Origin of the sequence: Francisella sp. SYW-9, from assembly GCF_008711465.1 — a bacterium.
Taxonomy (GTDB): domain Bacteria; phylum Pseudomonadota; class Gammaproteobacteria; order Francisellales; family Francisellaceae; genus Francisella.
In genome coordinates this window covers 1-18,215 of record NZ_VXKQ01000018.1, presented here as the reverse complement: position 1 = coordinate 18,215, position 18,215 = coordinate 1, and the positions used below count along the sequence as shown (strand labels likewise).

Here is an 18,215-nt window from a genome sequence, read left to right as displayed (position 1 = left end):
TTTCTGTTAATATAAAGCTAAGCAAACTTAAGTACCGAAATGATGAAAGTATATCTAGTTGGTGGTGCAGTTAGAGATAAACTACTAGGACTACCCTATAAAGACAAAGACTGGGTAGTTGTTGGAGCAACAGAACAGCAAATGTTATCCGCTGGTTATACTAAGATAAACGCTTCATTCCCTGTTTTTCTAGACCCTAAAACAAAAGAAGAATATGCCCTTGCTAGAGCAGAAAAGAAGATAGCTAAAGGGTATCATGGTTTTAAGACTTTCTTTTCAAAGGATATTACCCTTGAAGATGACCTTAAACGCAGAGATCTAACTATCAATTCAATAGCGGTCGATACAAATAATAACTTAGTCGACCCCTTTAATGGTCAAAAAGATATTAAAGATCGTATTCTACGCCATACATCAGAAGCTTTCATAGAAGATCCTTTACGTGTTATCCGCTTAGCTAGATTTAAAGCCCAACTTTCTGCTTTTAATTTTTCAATCGCCCCTGAAACCAAAGAGCTTGTAAAAGAGATTTCAAAAACTGATGAACTAAGTTTTCTAACCAAAGAACGTCTGCATATAGAGTTTATTAAAGCTCTTATAAACCCTAAGATATTTCTTGAAACATTAAGTGAGCTCGATGCATTAAAAAAGGTATTTCCAACCGTAAGTAACTTGCTTGATTTAATACCTAATCTAACTTTCTTTAATAACTCTAAATATATCAATGCAAATATAGCTCAAAAAATTACTTTATGCTTTTTAGAAGTTCCTAAAGAATACTTGGGCTCTCTAAAAAAAGAATTGCTACTAACTAACAAACAATTCAAGATACTAACTGCAACAATCTATGTTAGGCAAATACTTGAAAAACAAATCGATGCTCATGAAGCATTCATACTGATAAAAAGTGCAAATTTAATAAGAGACAAAGTGCTTCTAAAAGAGAGTATTAACATTTATTTAAAGCATAAAGATATAACTAAAACAAAAAAAATACTAAGGAACTATCAACTATTAGAGAATACCATTAATGCCATCAATAATTTAAATATCCAAAATATAATAACTAATACTCCTAAAAGCTCTTTGAAAATTGCTATAAATAATCTATATATTGATACTATAAAAAACAATTTAAAATTATGATACAATTACGAAAACCTTTTTTTGATATATAAGATAGTTAAACATAATGAAAAAACTAGATAGTTATATTTTTCCTATCAATACCATAGTCTGTATCATAACTCTCTGTGCAGTTATTTTCACAATGGCTATTCTTGGTTGGAAACCATGCCCTATGTGCCTTTTACAGCAATTCTCTGTATTATGTGTGTTGGTTTTTAGTATATTAGGATGGATAAAGAAATCTCCTAAAATATTCTCCTTAATTATTAGAGCAATAATAATAGCAATTATAATACTAGGGCTTTATATAGCAGCAGATCAAGTGTATTTACAATACTTTGCAAATACCACTCCGCCGACAACAAATATTGCTTCATGTGGTGGTATAGATAATCCATTTTTACTTAGTGTGACCAAGTCAGTTACAGGTTCAGTTGAAAGCTGCTCAGAAATATCCGAGCAAATATCTGGCTACAGCTTAGCTGTATATAGCCTAATATTTTTCATCTGCTTATTAGTAATAAACTGTATTGGTTTTTTTATAAAAATATTTAAAAAATAGTGAGATAAAACTGTGGACTTCAAGAAAGGATTTGAGAACTTAAAACAAAAAATAAACGCTAACAAAAAGAATTATGCTATTTTTTGTGTAATCACAATTGTTGTTGCTTGGCTAATCTTGGGTAAGTTAGGAGCCGCTTTAGCGATAGTTTACTTTATATTTCAAATAAATCAGATAAAAGCTTTACTAGCTAAGTTGAAAAACAAAAATGTAGCTTCAATCGTAGTAGTTGTAGCCACATTACTAATTTTTGGAAGTATTTTTGGTTTTGCTGAATTTGTACAGAGTATGATAAAAAAAGGTATGGCATCATACGTACCTCAACCAGTTGCTGTAACATCGGCAGTAGTAAAGAAATCAGATTGGCAACAAATCATAAATACAATCGGTGAAGCTCAAGCAATCCAGTCAACGCAAATTTCATCACAATCAGGTGGAATTGTTAGTGAGATTAACTTCAAAAGTGGTCAAGAAGTTAAAAAAGGCGATTTGCTTTTCAAACTAGACACAAGTCAATTAAAGGCCAATTTAGAAGAGGCCCTTTCAAAGTTAAAACTTGCTAAGATTACTACAGATCGTTATAACAAACTTGTAGAACAAAGAGCTACTTCGAAAGAAACGGCAGATAAAGCTAACGCAGACTATCTAGCAGCTCTAGCACAAGTACAAAATATTGAATCACAAATTGGCTTTAAAGAAGTTAAAGCACCTTTTGATGGTAAGATAGGTATTAGAAACATAAGTTTAGGTCAGTACTTTAACAATGGTGATAATGCTGCAACTCTTACAAAAATAGATCCTATTTTTATAACATTCTCTGTTCCACAAAATAGAGTTAGTTTGATAAAAGTTGGACAAAATATCAATTTCTTCTCTGACTCATATCCTGGTAAAAAATTTACTGCAAAGATAACTGCTATTAACTCATTTATTAATGATTCAAATAGATCTATTGTTGTCCAAGCTACATATAAAAATCCTAAACATCAAATTGTCCCTGGTATGTTTTTAACAGTGCATGTGAATCTACCGATTAAAAAAGATTCAATTGTCATTCCAAGAAATGCCGTATCGTATAGCTTATATGGCGAGTCGGTATATACATTGAAGCCTGTTTTAGACAAGGATGGTAAACCTGAGAAAGTATCATATACTTCTACAGCTGGTGGTGGAATGAAAACTATCACATTAGATAAAACTTTATATAAAGTTGGCCAAGACAACATTAAAGTTTTAGAAACTAGAAACAACTTAGCTCTTGTAGAGGGTATAAAACCTGGAACAACAATAGTTACTTCGGGACAAAATAAAGTTCAAAAAGGCGGCAATGCAATGCTAAACAATAGCGTAAAGCTAAGTAACAATATATATAAGCAAGGAATGTAATAATGCGTCTTATTGATATTTTCATAAGAAGACCAGTTTTATCTCTTTCAATAAGTTTTATGATTATTGTTGTTGGAGTTGGTTCATTTTTTAACCTTCAGATTAGACAGTACCCCTACATAGATAGCGCAACGATCACTATTACAACATCATACCCTGGCGCAAACCCTGCAACAATCCAGGCATTTGTAACTAGGCCAATAGAATCAGCTGTAGGATCCTCAAAAGGAATTGACTATATGACGTCTGAGTCTGCCCTAGGAACAAGTACAATTACGGTATATGTTAAGCTAGGATATAACTCAAATAATGTTTTATCTGAAGTCGTACAGAATGTAAACTCAGTACTTAATAAACTACCTCAAGATGCATACTCTCCTGCTATTAAATTAAACCCTGCTGATAACTTCCCCTCACTAATTCTTGCTTTCACAAGTAAGACTATGAGTACCTCAGAGATATCAGCATATATCAACTCCGAGTTGACTCCGAAATTACTTGCCCAAGGTGGTTTATCTGAAATAGATGTTTGGGGTAACAAACCATATGCAATGCGTATATACCCTAATAAATCCCGCATGGCAGAATACGGAATCGCCCCTGGGGAGTTATCACAAGCAATTGGATCTAATAGCTTAGTCTCAGCAGGTGGTCAAATACAAGGGCCGTACCTAAACTACACACTAAACCCAGAAACAAGCATGTCCAAAGCTCAGGACTATGAAAATCTTATTATCAAAAAAAGCGATAATCAGGTAGTAAGGTTAAAAGATGTTGCAAAAGTTGAACTAGGAGCCCAAGACTATAACTCATCCGTATACTTTGATGGTAAAAATGCGGTTCTTGCTGGTGCTGTAGTATCACCAGAAGATAATCCTCTTTCTGTAGTTTCTAACTTAGTCAAAGAATTACCTAATATCAAAGCCTCGCTACCAAATGGTTTAGATGTTAATGTCGCTTATAACAGTACACTATATATTGAAAGCTCAATCGATGAGGTTCTGCATACTCTTGTTGAAGCAATTATTATCGTATCTGTTGTAATGTTTCTATTTTTAGGGTCACTACGAGCAATTATCGTACCAGTTATAGCAATTCCTTTATCCATTATAGGCTCGTTCTTTTTAATGAGTATGATGGGCTTTTCAATCAATCTCTTGACCTTACTAGCCATGATCCTTGCCATAGGCTTGGTAGTTGATGATGCAATTGTTGTACTTGAGAATATTTATCGCCATATAGAAGAAGGAATGGAGCCTTTTCCAGCAGCCATAAAAGGTGCTAGAGAGATTGCTAACCCAGTCATATTAATGACACTAACCTTACTAGTAGTATATGCTCCTATCGGAATGATGGGAGGCTTTACCGGTCAGCTATTTACTGAATTTGCTTACTCGCTTGCAGGAGCCGTACTAATATCTGGTATAGTAGCCTATACGCTATCACCAATGATGTGTTCAAAAGTACTGAATCGTCAGATGATGAGTACAAAACTAGTAAAATTTGTAGACTCACTATTTAGTAAGTTAACTGCAAAATACAAAGCTTTACTAATATTCGTCCTAGATATAAAACCAGCTATTGCTATTATGGGGATTATTGTCCTTATTAGTTGCTTTATTATGGGTACAGGTATCAAATCAGAACTTGCGCCTATTGAAGATCAAGGATTTATCGCAGTAATGGGACAAGCGCCTTCTTCTGCAAATATTAACTATTTAGAGGCTTTTAGTAAAAAGCTAAATCAAACCCTAAATGAAGTCCCTGGTAAAAAAGCTACATTTATTCTAAATGGGGTGATGGGATCAAATGTAATCTTCGGTGGATTTATTATGAAGCCTTGGGATGATAGAAAAACCTCCCAGCAACAGGCTGCAAATATAATTCAATCCAAGGTTACTGAATTACCAGGCATACAAACATACGTGCAACAAGTCCCATCTTTACCAGGCATACCTAGGGGAGCTCCTATATCTATAGTTATCCAGAGTGTGAATGGCTATCAAGCCATAAATGATATCACCAACAAAGTTATTAAAAAGATGATGGGAAGTGGTATGTTTGTCTTTGCACAAAGTGATCTTAAGTTTGATAACCCTGTTGTTGATATAAATATAGATCGTGACAAAGCTGGAATCTTAGGAATCACGATGGCAGATATAGCTAAAACACTTGGTTCTTCATATGCTGGTGGCTATATAAATTATTTCTTCCTAAGGGGTTATAGCTTCCAAGTAATCCCTCAGTTAGCAAGAAATGAGATGCTTACTCAAGAACAACTAGGAAATATCTTTATTCGCTCAGATGATGCTACTGATATGTTTGACTCTGAGGTACCTTTATCAGCTCTAATGACATTTAAAACCAAAGGCCAACCTTTAACACAAAACACCTTCCAACAGCTAAACTCAGCAACGATTTCTGCTGTTATGTCTCCTGGAGTTACACAAGGACAGGCTATTGACTATGTTAAAAGTGTGATTAGAGGTCAGCTACCTGCTGGATTCTCATACAACTTCTCAGGATCTGCACGTCAATACGTTGAAAATGGTAACACTATGATGGTAGCCTTTGCTTTTGCAATCGTACTAATTTTCTTAGCATTATCAGCCCAGTTTGAGAGCTTTAGAGATTCTTTAGTAATTTTGGTAACTATTCCTATGGCTATTTCAGGAGCTCTAATTCCACTATACTTTGGACAGTTTATTGGTGCAAGTTGGGCCTCATTAAATATATACACCCAACTTGGTTTGGTAACCTTAATAGGTCTTATATCAAAACAAGGGATTATGGTGGTTGAATTTGCCAATCATCTACAAAAGCATGAAGGACTAAATAAATATGATGCTATTGTCACATCATCATCACAACGTCTAAGACCAATCTTAATGACTGTGTCGGCTATGGTCGTTGGTGTGATACCTCTTGTTACATCATCAGGTGCTGGTGCGGTTAGTAGAAACTGTATTGGTGTAGTTATATCAAGTGGACTAGTTATTGGTGCTATTTTCTCACTATTTGTTCTACCTGTTGTATATATGTATATTGCTAGTGACAAATCAGAATCTGTCAAACTAGAAATCGAACAGCAAAAAATAGTTGATGAACTTGGGAAAGGTGATTCTAGCCACTAATTTTAAATCCAACTCTTAGTATCTCTATCGATAAAATTCCTATTTTTCTAAGTATAAAACCCTGATTTTATGGACTTATTAGAGGTTATATTTTGAATAATTTATGTTTGTTTGGTATGCTAATAACTTTGTAACATCTAATCATATTTTTATGAATGAATCTCATTTACCCAAATCAAATATCTTGATTATTATCGCATGGGCAATATGCTTGATTGCAACTCTAAATTATAGTTATGATTTCTTTATTCGAGCAGCTCCAGGGGTAATGGCTGAAGACCTTAAAAATGCTTTCAACATTGGTGATGCTAAAATTGGCTGGCTCTCTTCAGCATACTTTATCTCTTACACTATTATGCAAATCCCAGCGGGGGTAATATTAGATAAATATAATCGTAAAACAGTAATTAGTATTGCAACGGCTCTTTGTGTCTTAGGTAACTACCTGTTTTCTGCTACCAATTATTATGAAGTCGCATTTTTTGGTAGAATACTTATGGGTGTTGGCTCAGCGTTTGGTTTTATTGGTGCTGCTAAAATGGCTGGTATGTGGTTACCACAAAGATTTTTCTCAACGTTTATTGGCTTTACGACAGTCATTGGTATTCTTGGTGGACTATTCACGGATATCTTTCTTTCAAATTTAGTAGCTACTTTCGGTTGGAAACAAGGTAATTCAACTTTCACATATTTTGGAATTATTCTTTTCTTACTAATAGTTATTTTTATTAAAGATAATAAAAAACATGTAGAAAAGTTCACACACTTTAGTCAATCTAGCTTCTCTGAAACCATTGTAAAACTAATTAAGATAATTATGAATCCTAGGTTTTGGATTGCTAGTTTAATTGGTGCAAGCATCTTTATGCCAATTAATGTTCTTGGTTCACTATGGGGAGTCGGATTAATAGAAGTTAAACTAAATGTTAACCAATCTGTAGCATCTCATTTAAATAGTCTTCTATTTGCTGGAGCAGCTATTGGATTTGCGGTTTTTGGTATTATTAGTGCCTATACTAACCGTTTTAGATTTTTATTAATCTTAAGCTTAGTATCATCAGGTTTACTGATAATAGCTATTGCATATATACCTATGCACAAAAACCTATTTATAATTTCATATTTAGCATTAGGTATGATGGCTGGTCCTCAAGCAATAACTTTCGCGATCGCAAAAATCATATCACCTCCAGGAACATCTGCCTCAAGTACAGCAGGTGTAAATATGATAAATAATATATTGCCTGTTATACTTCTACCAGGTATTGGCTATATATTATCTCTTTCACAAGGAGTAAATCACACCTTATCCTACAATCAGTCATTTGATATAATTATAGCAATCTTATCAGGACTACTACTAATCTGTGTTCCTTTTGCATTCTTACTTCCAAAAGAAATTAATGCTTAAGTTATAAGCTCTTCAGGATAAGGATTTAAATAGCTTTGCTTTGCTAAATAAGGCAAATCAATATCTAAGAGGTACATCTTTATAATACTCACAGGTACATCCCAAGAAATCTTACAATCTTTATACTTATTTAATATCTCTTGAAGATACTGACGTTGAGATTTAGAAATCTTTTTATTTATCTCCCGCAAAACATTCTGCAATGCCATATAGTGTGCTCCTCGTTTAGCTGGAGATGCTATAGCTTGCATGAATAAGTCTACATATTTTTGTTTAATCTCACCAAGATCTGCTTTACTACCAGCCTCAGAAAGCATATTACCTAAAATCTTCTTAACCTTATTATTATGCATCCTAAGCAACACTTTATGCTTTGAATGATACTCCATCATCTCAGTAATGCTTGAGCAACTCATAAAAACATTTTTTAAGTCATAATAGCAAAACACCTTACGCAAGAAGTGATCTTTTAAAGTTTTATCTGTGAGCTTACCATCATCTTCTATTGGCAATAATGGATCGTACTCTCTAAGAGCTCGAACAAATAATCCATCAGCCTTAATACCTGTATAACCATGATTCTCATCAAACACTCTAGCTGTAGCTACTCCACAACTTGGCGATTTAGCCTTTAAAATAAAACCATAAACAGTACCTAAGTTAGCTACTAATTTATTAACTGCTTGCTTTAGGTCACCTGTAACATCAACATGAGTCTTATTTGTCTTAACTGCCAATATACCCTTTTGAATATCTTCAACTAAAAATAATGTTGGTCTTGGTACGCCTAAGCCTGCAGCAACCTCAGGACAAACTATTTTATAGTCAAAATAATCTGCATAAACTCCTGTGATATATGACTTATGGCAGTTACCTCCATTATAACGAACATTATTCCCAACTAAGCAACTACTTACACCTATAGATATCTTATTCATCGGCTTCCAAATCGTTATATTAGTATTTTTTATTTTGACACTGTCATTAAACTAAAGCAAGGTGATTCATTTATATAGCTTATATATAAAATTAATTAATATATGCTAAAGAAGGTTGGCATCAATAAGCATGGTATGGTAGATTACACACATTCAAATAAGTCAGTGCTATTTTTCATTTAAAAAATAGAAGAGAAACTGTGCTTTTTTAATACCCAAACTTAAACACACATTATTAATAAACCATAAGAGTTAGATCTTTATACTAACTCTTTTACTTTGTTGAGAATAAACTATGAACTTTTATACAATTTTTGTGACAATATTTTTATTAATGGATGGAATCGGTAATATACCAATTTTCTTAAGCATTCTTAGAAAATACAATCCTAATGATCAAAGAAAGATAATAATAAGAGAGATGATTATTGCTTTTCTTATACTAAGCTTATTTTTCTTTTGTGGTAAAGCTATTTTAGGCTTAATGAATATCTCTGTTGCCGCAGTACAAGTATCTGGTGGTGTAATTCTCTTTATTATGGCATTAAAGATGATATATCCTAGTGATGAGAATATGAGACCAGAAGACGATACAGACCCTTTTATTGTTCCTCTAGCGATTCCCTTAATGGCTGGACCTTCAAGTATTGCTATGGTTATGATTATCGCTCAACATAATAGTATCGGAATATGGCTTAGCTGGCTATCGATAATTCTTGCTTGTCTTGCGACCCTATTAATTCTTCTAATCGCACCGTTCTTAAAGCGTGTACTAGGAAAAAGAGGTATGCGTGCAGTTGAAAGACTGATGGGGATGATACTAACGATTATTAGTACACAAATGATAATTACTGGTATTCTCCAAGCAATAAAATAATAAGGTTCAATTAGAATTTTTATAAAAAAACAAATATACTTACTCAAAAGAAGTTGCTATATCAAGAATCTCATTTAGTCGCTTATCAGTATCAGCAATAACTAAAATCATAACTTTATGATTAAGATCAAGGTTTCCTATACAAGTAATAATAACCCCTTCACTATCACCATACTTATAATCGACACCTTTAGATTTTAAATACCTATGATAATCATCTATTGTTGAATCTTTTGGTACAATTACATTATTATGTCCTACCCATGGTTTATCTTGACCATTACGTAATTCATAAGCCAAAAATCCTGCATATATTGCACCAGTCTGTCTTGCATTAACTTCTAAGACATATGGAACAATTTTGCCATCTATTTTACGTATCAAAAGATCAACGCCAACAATTCCACGAACTCCCATATCACGAAGAATCTCAGTCACTTCATCACACATTTCAATAACAGCAGGTTCATCACTAAATTCTGACTTATACTTGTTACCTAAGTGAGTCTGACCATCCAACATCTGATCACTAAGACCCAAACAAATATCATCTTCTTTCTTATCAGCGATACTTACTTGAAAAGCAGGTGATCCAAGATTATCTAACCAAGGATCGATCATAAATATTTCTACTCTTCGCATAAGTTTTAAAATTTCTCTTAACTCTTTCTCACTTTGAAAACGATGAATGCCATAACCTGAACATGCTCTAGGCATAATCACAGCACATTCATATATACCTTTATTTTCATATTTACGATATATTTTAAGTGCTTTCTTAACATAATCCTCATCAGAAACTGTAGAAATTATATTTACACTAGGAACAAGGATTCCCTTATCATGTAACATCTGTCTTAAGAAAGATTTATCATTTAAAAACTGAGAAAGAGCCTCTGATAGTCCATAATTTTTCTTATATTTAATACCAAGTAATTCAACGGCTGTAGCTGAAGTAAAAGGCACAAGACTAGTATACTCAGGATTGCTAAATTCTGAAATCTGGTCTGCATAATTCATAACAATTGTTGAGAATCTGTAATGCTCATTATGTAAAAATATAAAATTATCCATGCTTATATATTCAAAGCCAATCTTATTAAAATAAGCAACAATTTTTTCAACTTCATCTTGGCTCTTCTTAGGTAAAATTATCTTATGATCTTTAGCAAGTAGGCATAGCGTACGCGTAACATACTTATCTACAAAAGAGCTAACTAAATCTGCCCCATATATATCTGTAGTATTTGGTATATGAATAGCTTTTTTGCCCCAAATCTTCTCAGAAATAGCGTTTGTTGTTTTTACTGCCATAAATTATGCACCTTTTAATTGTTGTTGTTTACGCGTATTTGCAACAGCCTTAGCAAAGACCTCTGCCATTGTTAATAACTTCTTTTTATCAACTTCTAAGTTAGCTATATCATATTTTTCATCACCTGTTGTTACTTTAGATATAAGATCTTTAGGTATATCAATACAAACAGTCTCTAGCTCACAAACAAGATAATGCGCCACTAAATGTTCAGCTAGGATATATGGTTTGTCATACTGTATATCTATGCCTACAGCTTCCAACTCATCAGATAGTGACTCAAGTAAAATTTTAGAGGCGAAAATCCCATTACGAGCATCTCCCGTAAAAAGCTCTGTTATTCTTTTTTCTCCCTCTATGTGTGCTTTTTTATATAAATCAATGTATTGCTCTAATGTATCTGGAGTTTCTATTATTGCTTCAGAATATCTTTCTTGGATAACATTTGGTGAATAACTAGACATCGTATGTAAATCTATAGAAACAGCATTATAACTTTTAGCTACAGCTACAACATGGCAAAGTTTTTCCATATACTCATCATAAAGCTTTATCAAAGAATTCTTTAATTCAGGATGCTGATCATAGTCGATAATGTTTCTTATACAATTTGGATATAATCTGCCTGCATCTAAGATTGCGCGAGGAAATGTTGGCTCCATAATTAAAGTATATAAACCATACTCAGAATATAATTTCTGAGCTATAGCATGACTAAGAGAATATGTACCAAAATCATATTCAATTGCCAAAAAATCATCAAAATCTTGTTTTTCTAATTTTACTAGTTGCTTTATAGCAGGATAATCAAATTCAATAAAGTTACTTCCAATCTCAGCATGAGGACAAGTTAAAACAAGATCGAAACGAAGATCTTCATCTGTATAGAAGTATAAAGTCGCCGACTCATAATACTTTGTGTAGAAAGGTTTAACTATTTTGCTCATATAATTTAGTAAAAATATACACTCTCATGTAATTTCATTAAGTATAATAAATTATTATAACAACTATAAAACTAATAATAAATTTCAAAATTCTTTATAATGTAGGCAATAATATAAATAAACATTCAAATAGTATGTTTTTTGTCAGAGATAAAAAGGAAGGTTCTATACTAAGTTTCTTAGTAGTTTCTTTCGCCAGTTTTTTTGCAGTATTTATGCTTGTTATATCTATATTTAGTTTTTATCAAGTTAAACATCAAAATGATGCTCTTTTTGATTATCAATTAAAATCAGCGGCTCAAGTTATTGAAACTGTACTAAAGATATACCCTCTAGAGCGAGATAAAAATGCCACGAATATGATAGTAAACAAAATATCATCGTCTTTTTTAGATATTAAAAATCATAATGAAAGCGTTGGATTTATTGTTTATGATCTTAAACATAATAGGCTATTTCTAAAAACTTCTAATCTGCCTATTTTTAATAAAGATTATAAAACACTTATTTCAAGAACAGGATTTGATTGGTTTTATAGTTATGCTTCTGGTAAACAGAGACATTGGTATACATACACCCTAAAAACTGATAATGACAAAGTAATTACAATATTTGCTAATAATGATGTTAAAGATAGAGTTTCTCGCCAGATAATTTTTAAATTCGCTATACTCTTAGCCTCAACATATATAATTCTTATTGCCTTTATCTACTACATTCTAAAAACGGCTCTTCATCCTCTTGAGCGGATAAATAGACGTGTTGCCAAGATAAACCCACGCAAAAATGAGAAATTAGATGAAGATATTATCCCTTATGAAATCAAATCTTTAGTTGAACAAATAAACTCTTTAATTGAAAAATTCCATGAAACATTAGAAAGAGAAAAACGCTTTTCAGGTGATGCCGCTCATGAGTTAAAAACACCTATAGCTGGAGTTAAAACATTAGTTCAAATAGCTCTTGCCTCTGATGATGTTGATGAAATCAAACAAAAGTTGGAAAAAATTGAAAACTCAACCAATAGATATTCACACATTATTGATCAATTATTGACACTAAGTAGAATCCAACCAAATGAGCAAATCACATTTGGTAAGAAGCTTATGATTAATAAAACTCTCGAAACTCTCATTGCTGAAAATGCCATCAAAGCAATTGAGAAAAATATTGAAGTTTCTTTCTTCCCCTGTGAAAAACAAATCTACTGTTATAGTAATGATTATTTACTTGGTATAATGTTTAAAAATCTAATTTCTAATGCTATCAAATACACGCCTAATGGTGGAAACATTGAAATACACTCCTATAAAGAAGGTGGTAATATTATTGTTGAAATAAAAGATAACGGTATTGGCGTGCCTCCTGAAAATATCGATAGAATTTTTGATAGATTTTATCGCGAGACAGGAACCGGTGAAGAAGGTAGTGGACTAGGTTTAGCAATTGTTACAGAGATTGTTAGGCTTCATCACGGTCATATTTATGCAAAAAATAATACCGATCAAACAGGACTCACTGTAATTGTTAAAATACCAACCAACTATCATTCTGACAGCTAATTATAAACTTAACTAACAAAAGTTTCACATATATAATTAATAGATATTCTAGTCACACTTCAACTTCCACTAAATGCTCGGATAGGATGACTTAAATGATTCCAAAAGACATTAGTTTTAAAAATATCTCTCTAAAGCTTTTTGCATCTTCAGATCTTCAAAAGAAAACCCTTTTGATATTAATCTTGTAGGTCTGATATTTTGGCTTGATAATAATAGCTCCTCACCCATTTGACCGAACAACAATTTGACTACAAAAGTAGGCATCTTAAGTATATGTTTTTTTACTAAATATTTTCTTAATAGCTTTATTAAGACTTGATGCTGACAGACATTTGGTGCTGTTAGATTAAATATCTCTTGATTATCAAATTTATTATCAATGACAAAATCAAAAGCTCTACATAAATCATACACACTCACCCAGCTCATATAATTATGTCCATCTCCAAGCATAGTAACAAAACCAAATTTAGCCGACATCGACATCTTTTCTAAAGCTCCACCACTGCCAATAACCACGCCAAAACGGAAAATTGTATATCTTTGAAGTTTAGAGGCAACTAGACATTTCTCCCACTTATCAACAACCTCTTGACCAAAAGTTAACTTATCATAATCTCTACTATGACTATCTTCATCCTGGATTAGTTTAGAAAAATTGTAGTATCCAATGGCACTAGCATTAATAAGCCAAATATCTTTATCACCGATAAGCTCAACTAACTTACTGGTTGGCTCTATACGGCTTGCTAATATTTTCTTTTTAACTGTCTTACTCCAGCGTTTTTCTCCAATATTATAGCCACATAAATTTATCACAATATCATAGTTAACGATATTCTCTTGTGTCAAATTAGCCCATGTAGTTAAATCATGATAACTGCCTAATTCTTTTTTTTCTGACCTAGTTAGTAGAGTTAGTTCATGCTTATGGCTCAAGTACTTAGATAACTCTCTACCTACAAATCCAGAGCCTCCTGCTATTAATATCTTCATAACTACTCCATAATATTTCTTTATTTCACTTACAATTATATTGCTAAAATAACACTAATGAACATTACATTTTATTAATATTGCTAAGAATAGCTTGAGAATATAATTATAATATGAAAATCTTATAGATATCACACTTTAGCTCTCCCAGCTGAGAATAGTCCCAAGGCTAAACTTTTAATAACTAAACAAAAAAGAGGTTTTCTTCATGTACTGGGTAGAAATTCTTTCAAGAATACAGTTTGCTTTCACAGTAAGCTTCCATATATTATTTCCAGCATTTAGTATTGGGTTGTCAACCTTTCTGATGATCTTTGAAGCACTTTGGCTAATTACAAAAAATGACAAATATCTATCCATAGTCAAATTTTGGACAAAAATATTTGCTCTAACATTTGGTATGGGTGTTGTTTCAGGTATTGTTATGGAGTTTCAGTTTGGAGCTAACTGGGCAGGTTTTGCTGAGAAAGTCGGTCCTGTACTTGGTTCTTTATTTACCTATGAAGTTCTAACCGCATTTTTTATAGAGGCTGGTGCACTAGGTATAATGATATTTGGTTGGGGACGAATCAACAAATATATCCACTTTCTAGCAAACTTCACAATATTTGTTGGTGTTACACTATCAGCATTTTGGATATTATCAGCAAACTCTTGGATGCAGACTCCTGATGGAGTTCACTATATAAATGGAAGATTTGAAATTTATAGCTGGTATCACGTAATATTTAACCCATCTGTAATACCTAGATATATACATATGCTTTTAGCAGCTTATCTAAGTACCTTAATGGTTATTCTTGGTGTCAGTGCATATTACCTGATAAAAGATAAGCATCTCTCTTTTGCAAAAACTTGCATTAAGTTTTCAATAATTTCAATATTAGTATTAAGCTTGTGTCAACTTATGGTTGGTGATGATGTTGGAAGAGAAGTTCACGAAAATCAACCTATAAAAACTGCTGCAATAGAAGGAGTTTGGAATACTCAAAAAGGAGCGCCTTTTGTAGTATTTGCATACCCAAGTGAATCACAGGAGAAGAACCTATTCTCTATAGAAATTCCTAAACTAGCTTCTTTAATTAATACTCATAAGCTCGATGGTAAACTAATTGGTTTAAAATCTGTTCCTGAAAAAGATAGACCTGTTGTTGCTGTAGTATTTTATAGCTTTAGAATAATGGTTGGTATCGGAACTCTAATGATTTTAATTGGCCTAGTTGGTACAACTCTACTAGCAAGAAAGAAAGTGCATTCAGCGAAATGGTTTCTTAAAATATGCACACTAACAACGCCTCTAGGATTTGTTGCTATCATTACAGGATGGTTTACTGCAGAATTTGGTAGACAACCATGGGTTGTTTATAACATTCTTAGGACACAATACTCTGTTAGTGATATTAGCTTTTGGCAAGTTTTTGCATCACTAGCTTCGATAATCATTGTCTACTTTATTATATTTGGTTATTTCTACTTTAAATATTTGCTCAGAATTATTAAGGGGGGACCAAATACTCCAGGAGAAGAAAGAATGCCTTACTCATACTTTCAATCTGTTGAAAAAAATGTAAGCGAGGAGGAATAAGTCATGGATTTAGCACTAATTTGGTTAATGATAATTGCGTTCGCTCTACTTTTATATGTAATCTTAGATGGTTTTGCTTTAGGTATGGGAATACTGTTTCCTTTTTTAGATGATCATCAAAGAGATATCGCAACCAGTATTTTATTACCTACATGGGATGGTAACCAAACATGGCTAGTTTTTGCTCTAGCATGCTTTTATGGTATGTTTCCTATCGCCTTTGCATACATCTTCCCTAAAATATATTTATCAGCTATTTTACTCGTAGTAATGATATTACTAAGGGGGATATGCTTTGAATTTAGATTAAAATCCTCACAAAAAGGTATCAAAAACTGGGACCGTTTATTTTTCATATCATCTCTTGTAGCTACTTTCTTACAAGGCTATATAGTTGGAGAACTAATCGTTGGATTCCCACATGGTGCTCTATATGATATAGGATTTTCTTCTGTTACAGGCATAACCCTAGTCTTTGGTTATGCTCTATTAGGAGCCACTCGCTTAATTCTAAAAACAGAAGATGAACTATTTAGCAAAGCTAAACAGTTTGCTAAAAAATGTTCTAAATTTTTAGTTATCCTAATGATTGTGATTGGGTTAATTACACCATTATATGTAAAACTTCCTTTTGACAATCTATATAAAATGGTAATTCTAGGAGGATTATTTGTACTTACGGTAGTATGCGCATTTACGCTAATAAAAGCTGTTGATGCAAAAAATCATGCTTTAGCTTACTGGCTTGCTGTTGGTGTTTTCATATTTACTTATATAAGTATGTTAACACTCATTTTCCCATATATAATCCCTTACGAAATAACTTACTTACAAGCCAAGGCAAGTGATACAACTTTATTATTTACACTAATTCCAGCAATTATTATGGTACCCCTATTACTGCTTTATACAAGTTATGCTTATTATATTTTTAGAGGGAAAACAAAAGAAAAATTACACTACTAAAAATTTTATTATTATCTAACTACTATATATTTAGCTGCTTCTTCAGCTGTAATTGTTCCAGCTTTAAGTAGATTTTCTATACTATGCTCCATTGTTGACATACCTTTTGAAGTACCAGTCTGTAATGCTGTATATATCTGAGAAAGTTTATTCTCTTTTATCATATTTCTGATACCTGAGTTAGAAACAAGCACTTCATAACTAGCTACTCGTCCGCCGCCCTTACGTTTAAGTAGTCTTTGAGAAATAACTATTTGTAGAGATTCTGCTAGCATATTACGCACTAGCTCTTGCTCAGCTGGAGGAAATACCGAAATAACTCTATCAACAGTTTTTATTGCTGACATGGTATGCAAAGTACCTAAGACTAAATGTCCTGTCTCAGCTGCTTCTAATGCTAAACGGATAGTTTCCAGATCCCTCATCTCTCCAACAAGAATACAATCTGGATCTTCCCTAAGAGCTGATTTTAATGCTGCATTAAAGCTTTTTGTATCTCTTTTTACCTCACGCTGATTGACTAATGACTTTTGACTGACATGAACAAATTCCACAGGATCTTCAATAGTTAAAATATGCGAGTCTTCTTTTTTATTTATCTCATTAACTAATGCTGCTAATGTACTACTCTTACCAGATCCAGTAGGTCCTGTTACTAGAATTAAACCACCTTTCTTAGCTTGTACTCCTTTAAGAACACTAGGAGCTCCAAACTGATCTAACGTTGGGATTTTATTTTCTAGACGACGAAAAACTGCTCCATATCCTCTGTTATGAAAAAATGCATTAACCCTAAATCTAGCATCGTTCTCTTTATCATCGATAGAAAAGTCACACTCATAAGTATCAACAAGCTCTTCTTTTTGATCATCTGTCATAATCTCTAAGAGCATTTGTGAAATCATCTTATCATTTAATACTGGAGATGATTCTATATCAATCAAATCCCCATCAATCCTATACTTAGCTTTACACCCAGATGACAGATGTAGATCTGATGCTTTTTTCTGTACACAAATAGTTAATAGCTTTCTAATCATATATGTAAAATAAAGTATAAATTACCTGTAATAATAAAACTTTATCATTATTAACTATCAAAAAGAATACCTTTATTATTATCTAGCAATAATTAGGTTCCATGAACAAAAAATTATCTAAGCCAAATAAATGTGCTAGCTAAAGCCACAAAGCCAAGAAAAGCAGAGCAAGTTTTATCAAATCTAGAGAAAACCCTTCTAAAGTGCTTAATTTTAGAGAAAAAGTTCTCAATTAAGTGTCTTTCTTTATATATATGCCAATCTATATCATGATTTTTAGTATAGTTTTCTCTAGACGGAATTACAGGCTTATTTTTATTTTTCTCAAGGAATTTTATGTTTTCTTCAGAAAAATATGCTTTATC

General features: G+C 32.6%; 14 protein-coding genes and 1 pseudogene. 9 read left to right on the top strand and 6 right to left on the bottom strand.

The annotated features are described in order from the left end of the window. The first annotated feature begins 42 nt into the window (after positions 1-42). From F3D62_RS08735 to F3D62_RS08715, 5 genes are all read left to right on the top strand, one after another. A complete protein-coding gene (locus F3D62_RS08735) occupies positions 43-1,146 on the top strand; it encodes a CCA tRNA nucleotidyltransferase (RefSeq protein ID WP_150467874.1) in 1,104 nt (367 codons plus the stop codon). 46 nt (positions 1,147-1,192) lie between these two features. Beyond that, positions 1,193-1,690, top strand: coding sequence for a disulfide bond formation protein B (locus tag F3D62_RS08730; protein WP_150467873.1), 498 nt, complete (start codon positions 1,193-1,195; stop codon positions 1,688-1,690). Positions 1,691-1,702: 12 nt separating this feature from the next. Further along, a complete protein-coding gene (locus tag F3D62_RS08725; protein ID WP_150467872.1) occupies positions 1,703-3,076 on the top strand; it encodes an efflux RND transporter periplasmic adaptor subunit in 1,374 nt (457 codons plus the stop codon). 2 nt (positions 3,077-3,078) lie between these two features. Continuing rightward, on the top strand, positions 3,079-6,210 hold the full coding sequence (locus F3D62_RS08720) for an efflux RND transporter permease subunit (RefSeq protein WP_150467871.1): 3,132 nt from the start codon (positions 3,079-3,081) through the stop codon (positions 6,208-6,210). A gap of 151 nt (positions 6,211-6,361) precedes the next feature. After that, on the top strand, positions 6,362-7,621 hold the full coding sequence (locus F3D62_RS08715) for an MFS transporter (RefSeq protein WP_150467978.1): 1,260 nt from the start codon (positions 6,362-6,364) through the stop codon (positions 7,619-7,621). Here the strand turns inward: F3D62_RS08715 and F3D62_RS08710 are convergent. Then, positions 7,618-8,559 carry a YbgA family protein gene (locus F3D62_RS08710; RefSeq protein ID WP_150467870.1) on the bottom strand — a complete coding sequence of 314 codons (942 nt, stop codon included), beginning with the start codon at positions 8,557-8,559 and terminating at the stop codon, positions 7,618-7,620. The two genes, F3D62_RS08715 and F3D62_RS08710, sit on opposite strands and share 4 nt — an antisense overlap. A 295-nt stretch (positions 8,560-8,854) precedes the next feature. Here F3D62_RS08710 and F3D62_RS08705 point away from each other — a divergent pair, with 295 nt between their 5' ends. After that, positions 8,855-9,436, top strand: a complete 582-nt coding sequence (locus F3D62_RS08705) for a MarC family protein (protein WP_150467869.1) — start codon at positions 8,855-8,857, stop codon at positions 9,434-9,436. A 39-nt stretch (positions 9,437-9,475) separates the two neighbouring features. Here F3D62_RS08705 and F3D62_RS08700 read toward each other — a convergent pair whose 3' ends face one another. Together F3D62_RS08700 and F3D62_RS08690 are read right to left on the bottom strand one after the other, a co-directional pair. Further along, positions 9,476-10,750 carry an ATP-grasp domain-containing protein gene (locus F3D62_RS08700; protein WP_191092576.1) on the bottom strand — a complete coding sequence of 425 codons (1,275 nt, stop codon included), beginning with the start codon at positions 10,748-10,750 and terminating at the stop codon, positions 9,476-9,478. 3 nt (positions 10,751-10,753) lie between these two features. Continuing rightward, a complete protein-coding gene (locus F3D62_RS08690; RefSeq protein WP_150467867.1) occupies positions 10,754-11,698 on the bottom strand; it encodes a hypothetical protein in 945 nt (314 codons plus the stop codon). Positions 11,699-11,832: 134 nt separating this feature from the next. Between F3D62_RS08690 and F3D62_RS08685 the strand changes: the two genes are divergently transcribed. Then, positions 11,833-13,260 carry a sensor histidine kinase gene (locus tag F3D62_RS08685; protein WP_150467866.1) on the top strand — a complete coding sequence of 476 codons (1,428 nt, stop codon included), beginning with the start codon at positions 11,833-11,835 and terminating at the stop codon, positions 13,258-13,260. A gap of 117 nt (positions 13,261-13,377) precedes the next feature. On the opposite strand, the gene F3D62_RS08680 is transcribed toward F3D62_RS08685, so the two are convergent. Continuing rightward, entirely contained in the window at positions 13,378-14,259 is an 882-nt protein-coding gene (locus F3D62_RS08680) for a TIGR01777 family oxidoreductase (protein ID WP_150467865.1), read from the bottom strand. Positions 14,260-14,467: 208 nt separating this feature from the next. Here F3D62_RS08680 and F3D62_RS08675 point away from each other — a divergent pair, with 208 nt between their 5' ends. Then, the gene (locus F3D62_RS08675) at positions 14,468-15,844 is read left to right on the top strand and encodes a cytochrome ubiquinol oxidase subunit I (protein WP_150467864.1); all 1,377 of its coding nucleotides are present in this window, start codon (positions 14,468-14,470) and stop codon (positions 15,842-15,844) included. Between the two features lie 3 nt (positions 15,845-15,847). Continuing rightward, on the top strand, positions 15,848-16,810 hold the full coding sequence (locus F3D62_RS08670) for a cytochrome d ubiquinol oxidase subunit II (RefSeq protein ID WP_150467863.1): 963 nt from the start codon (positions 15,848-15,850) through the stop codon (positions 16,808-16,810). An 11-nt stretch (positions 16,811-16,821) separates the two neighbouring features. Here the strand turns inward: F3D62_RS08670 and F3D62_RS08665 are convergent, their stop codons facing one another. Continuing rightward, positions 16,822-17,850 (bottom strand): type IV pilus twitching motility protein PilT, encoded by a 1,029-nt coding sequence (locus F3D62_RS08665; protein WP_150467862.1) that lies wholly within the window; start codon positions 17,848-17,850, stop codon positions 16,822-16,824. A gap of 113 nt (positions 17,851-17,963) precedes the next feature. Further along, positions 17,964-18,215 (bottom strand): annotated as a pseudogene (locus F3D62_RS08660) (IS5/IS1182 family transposase); the annotation flags it as partial.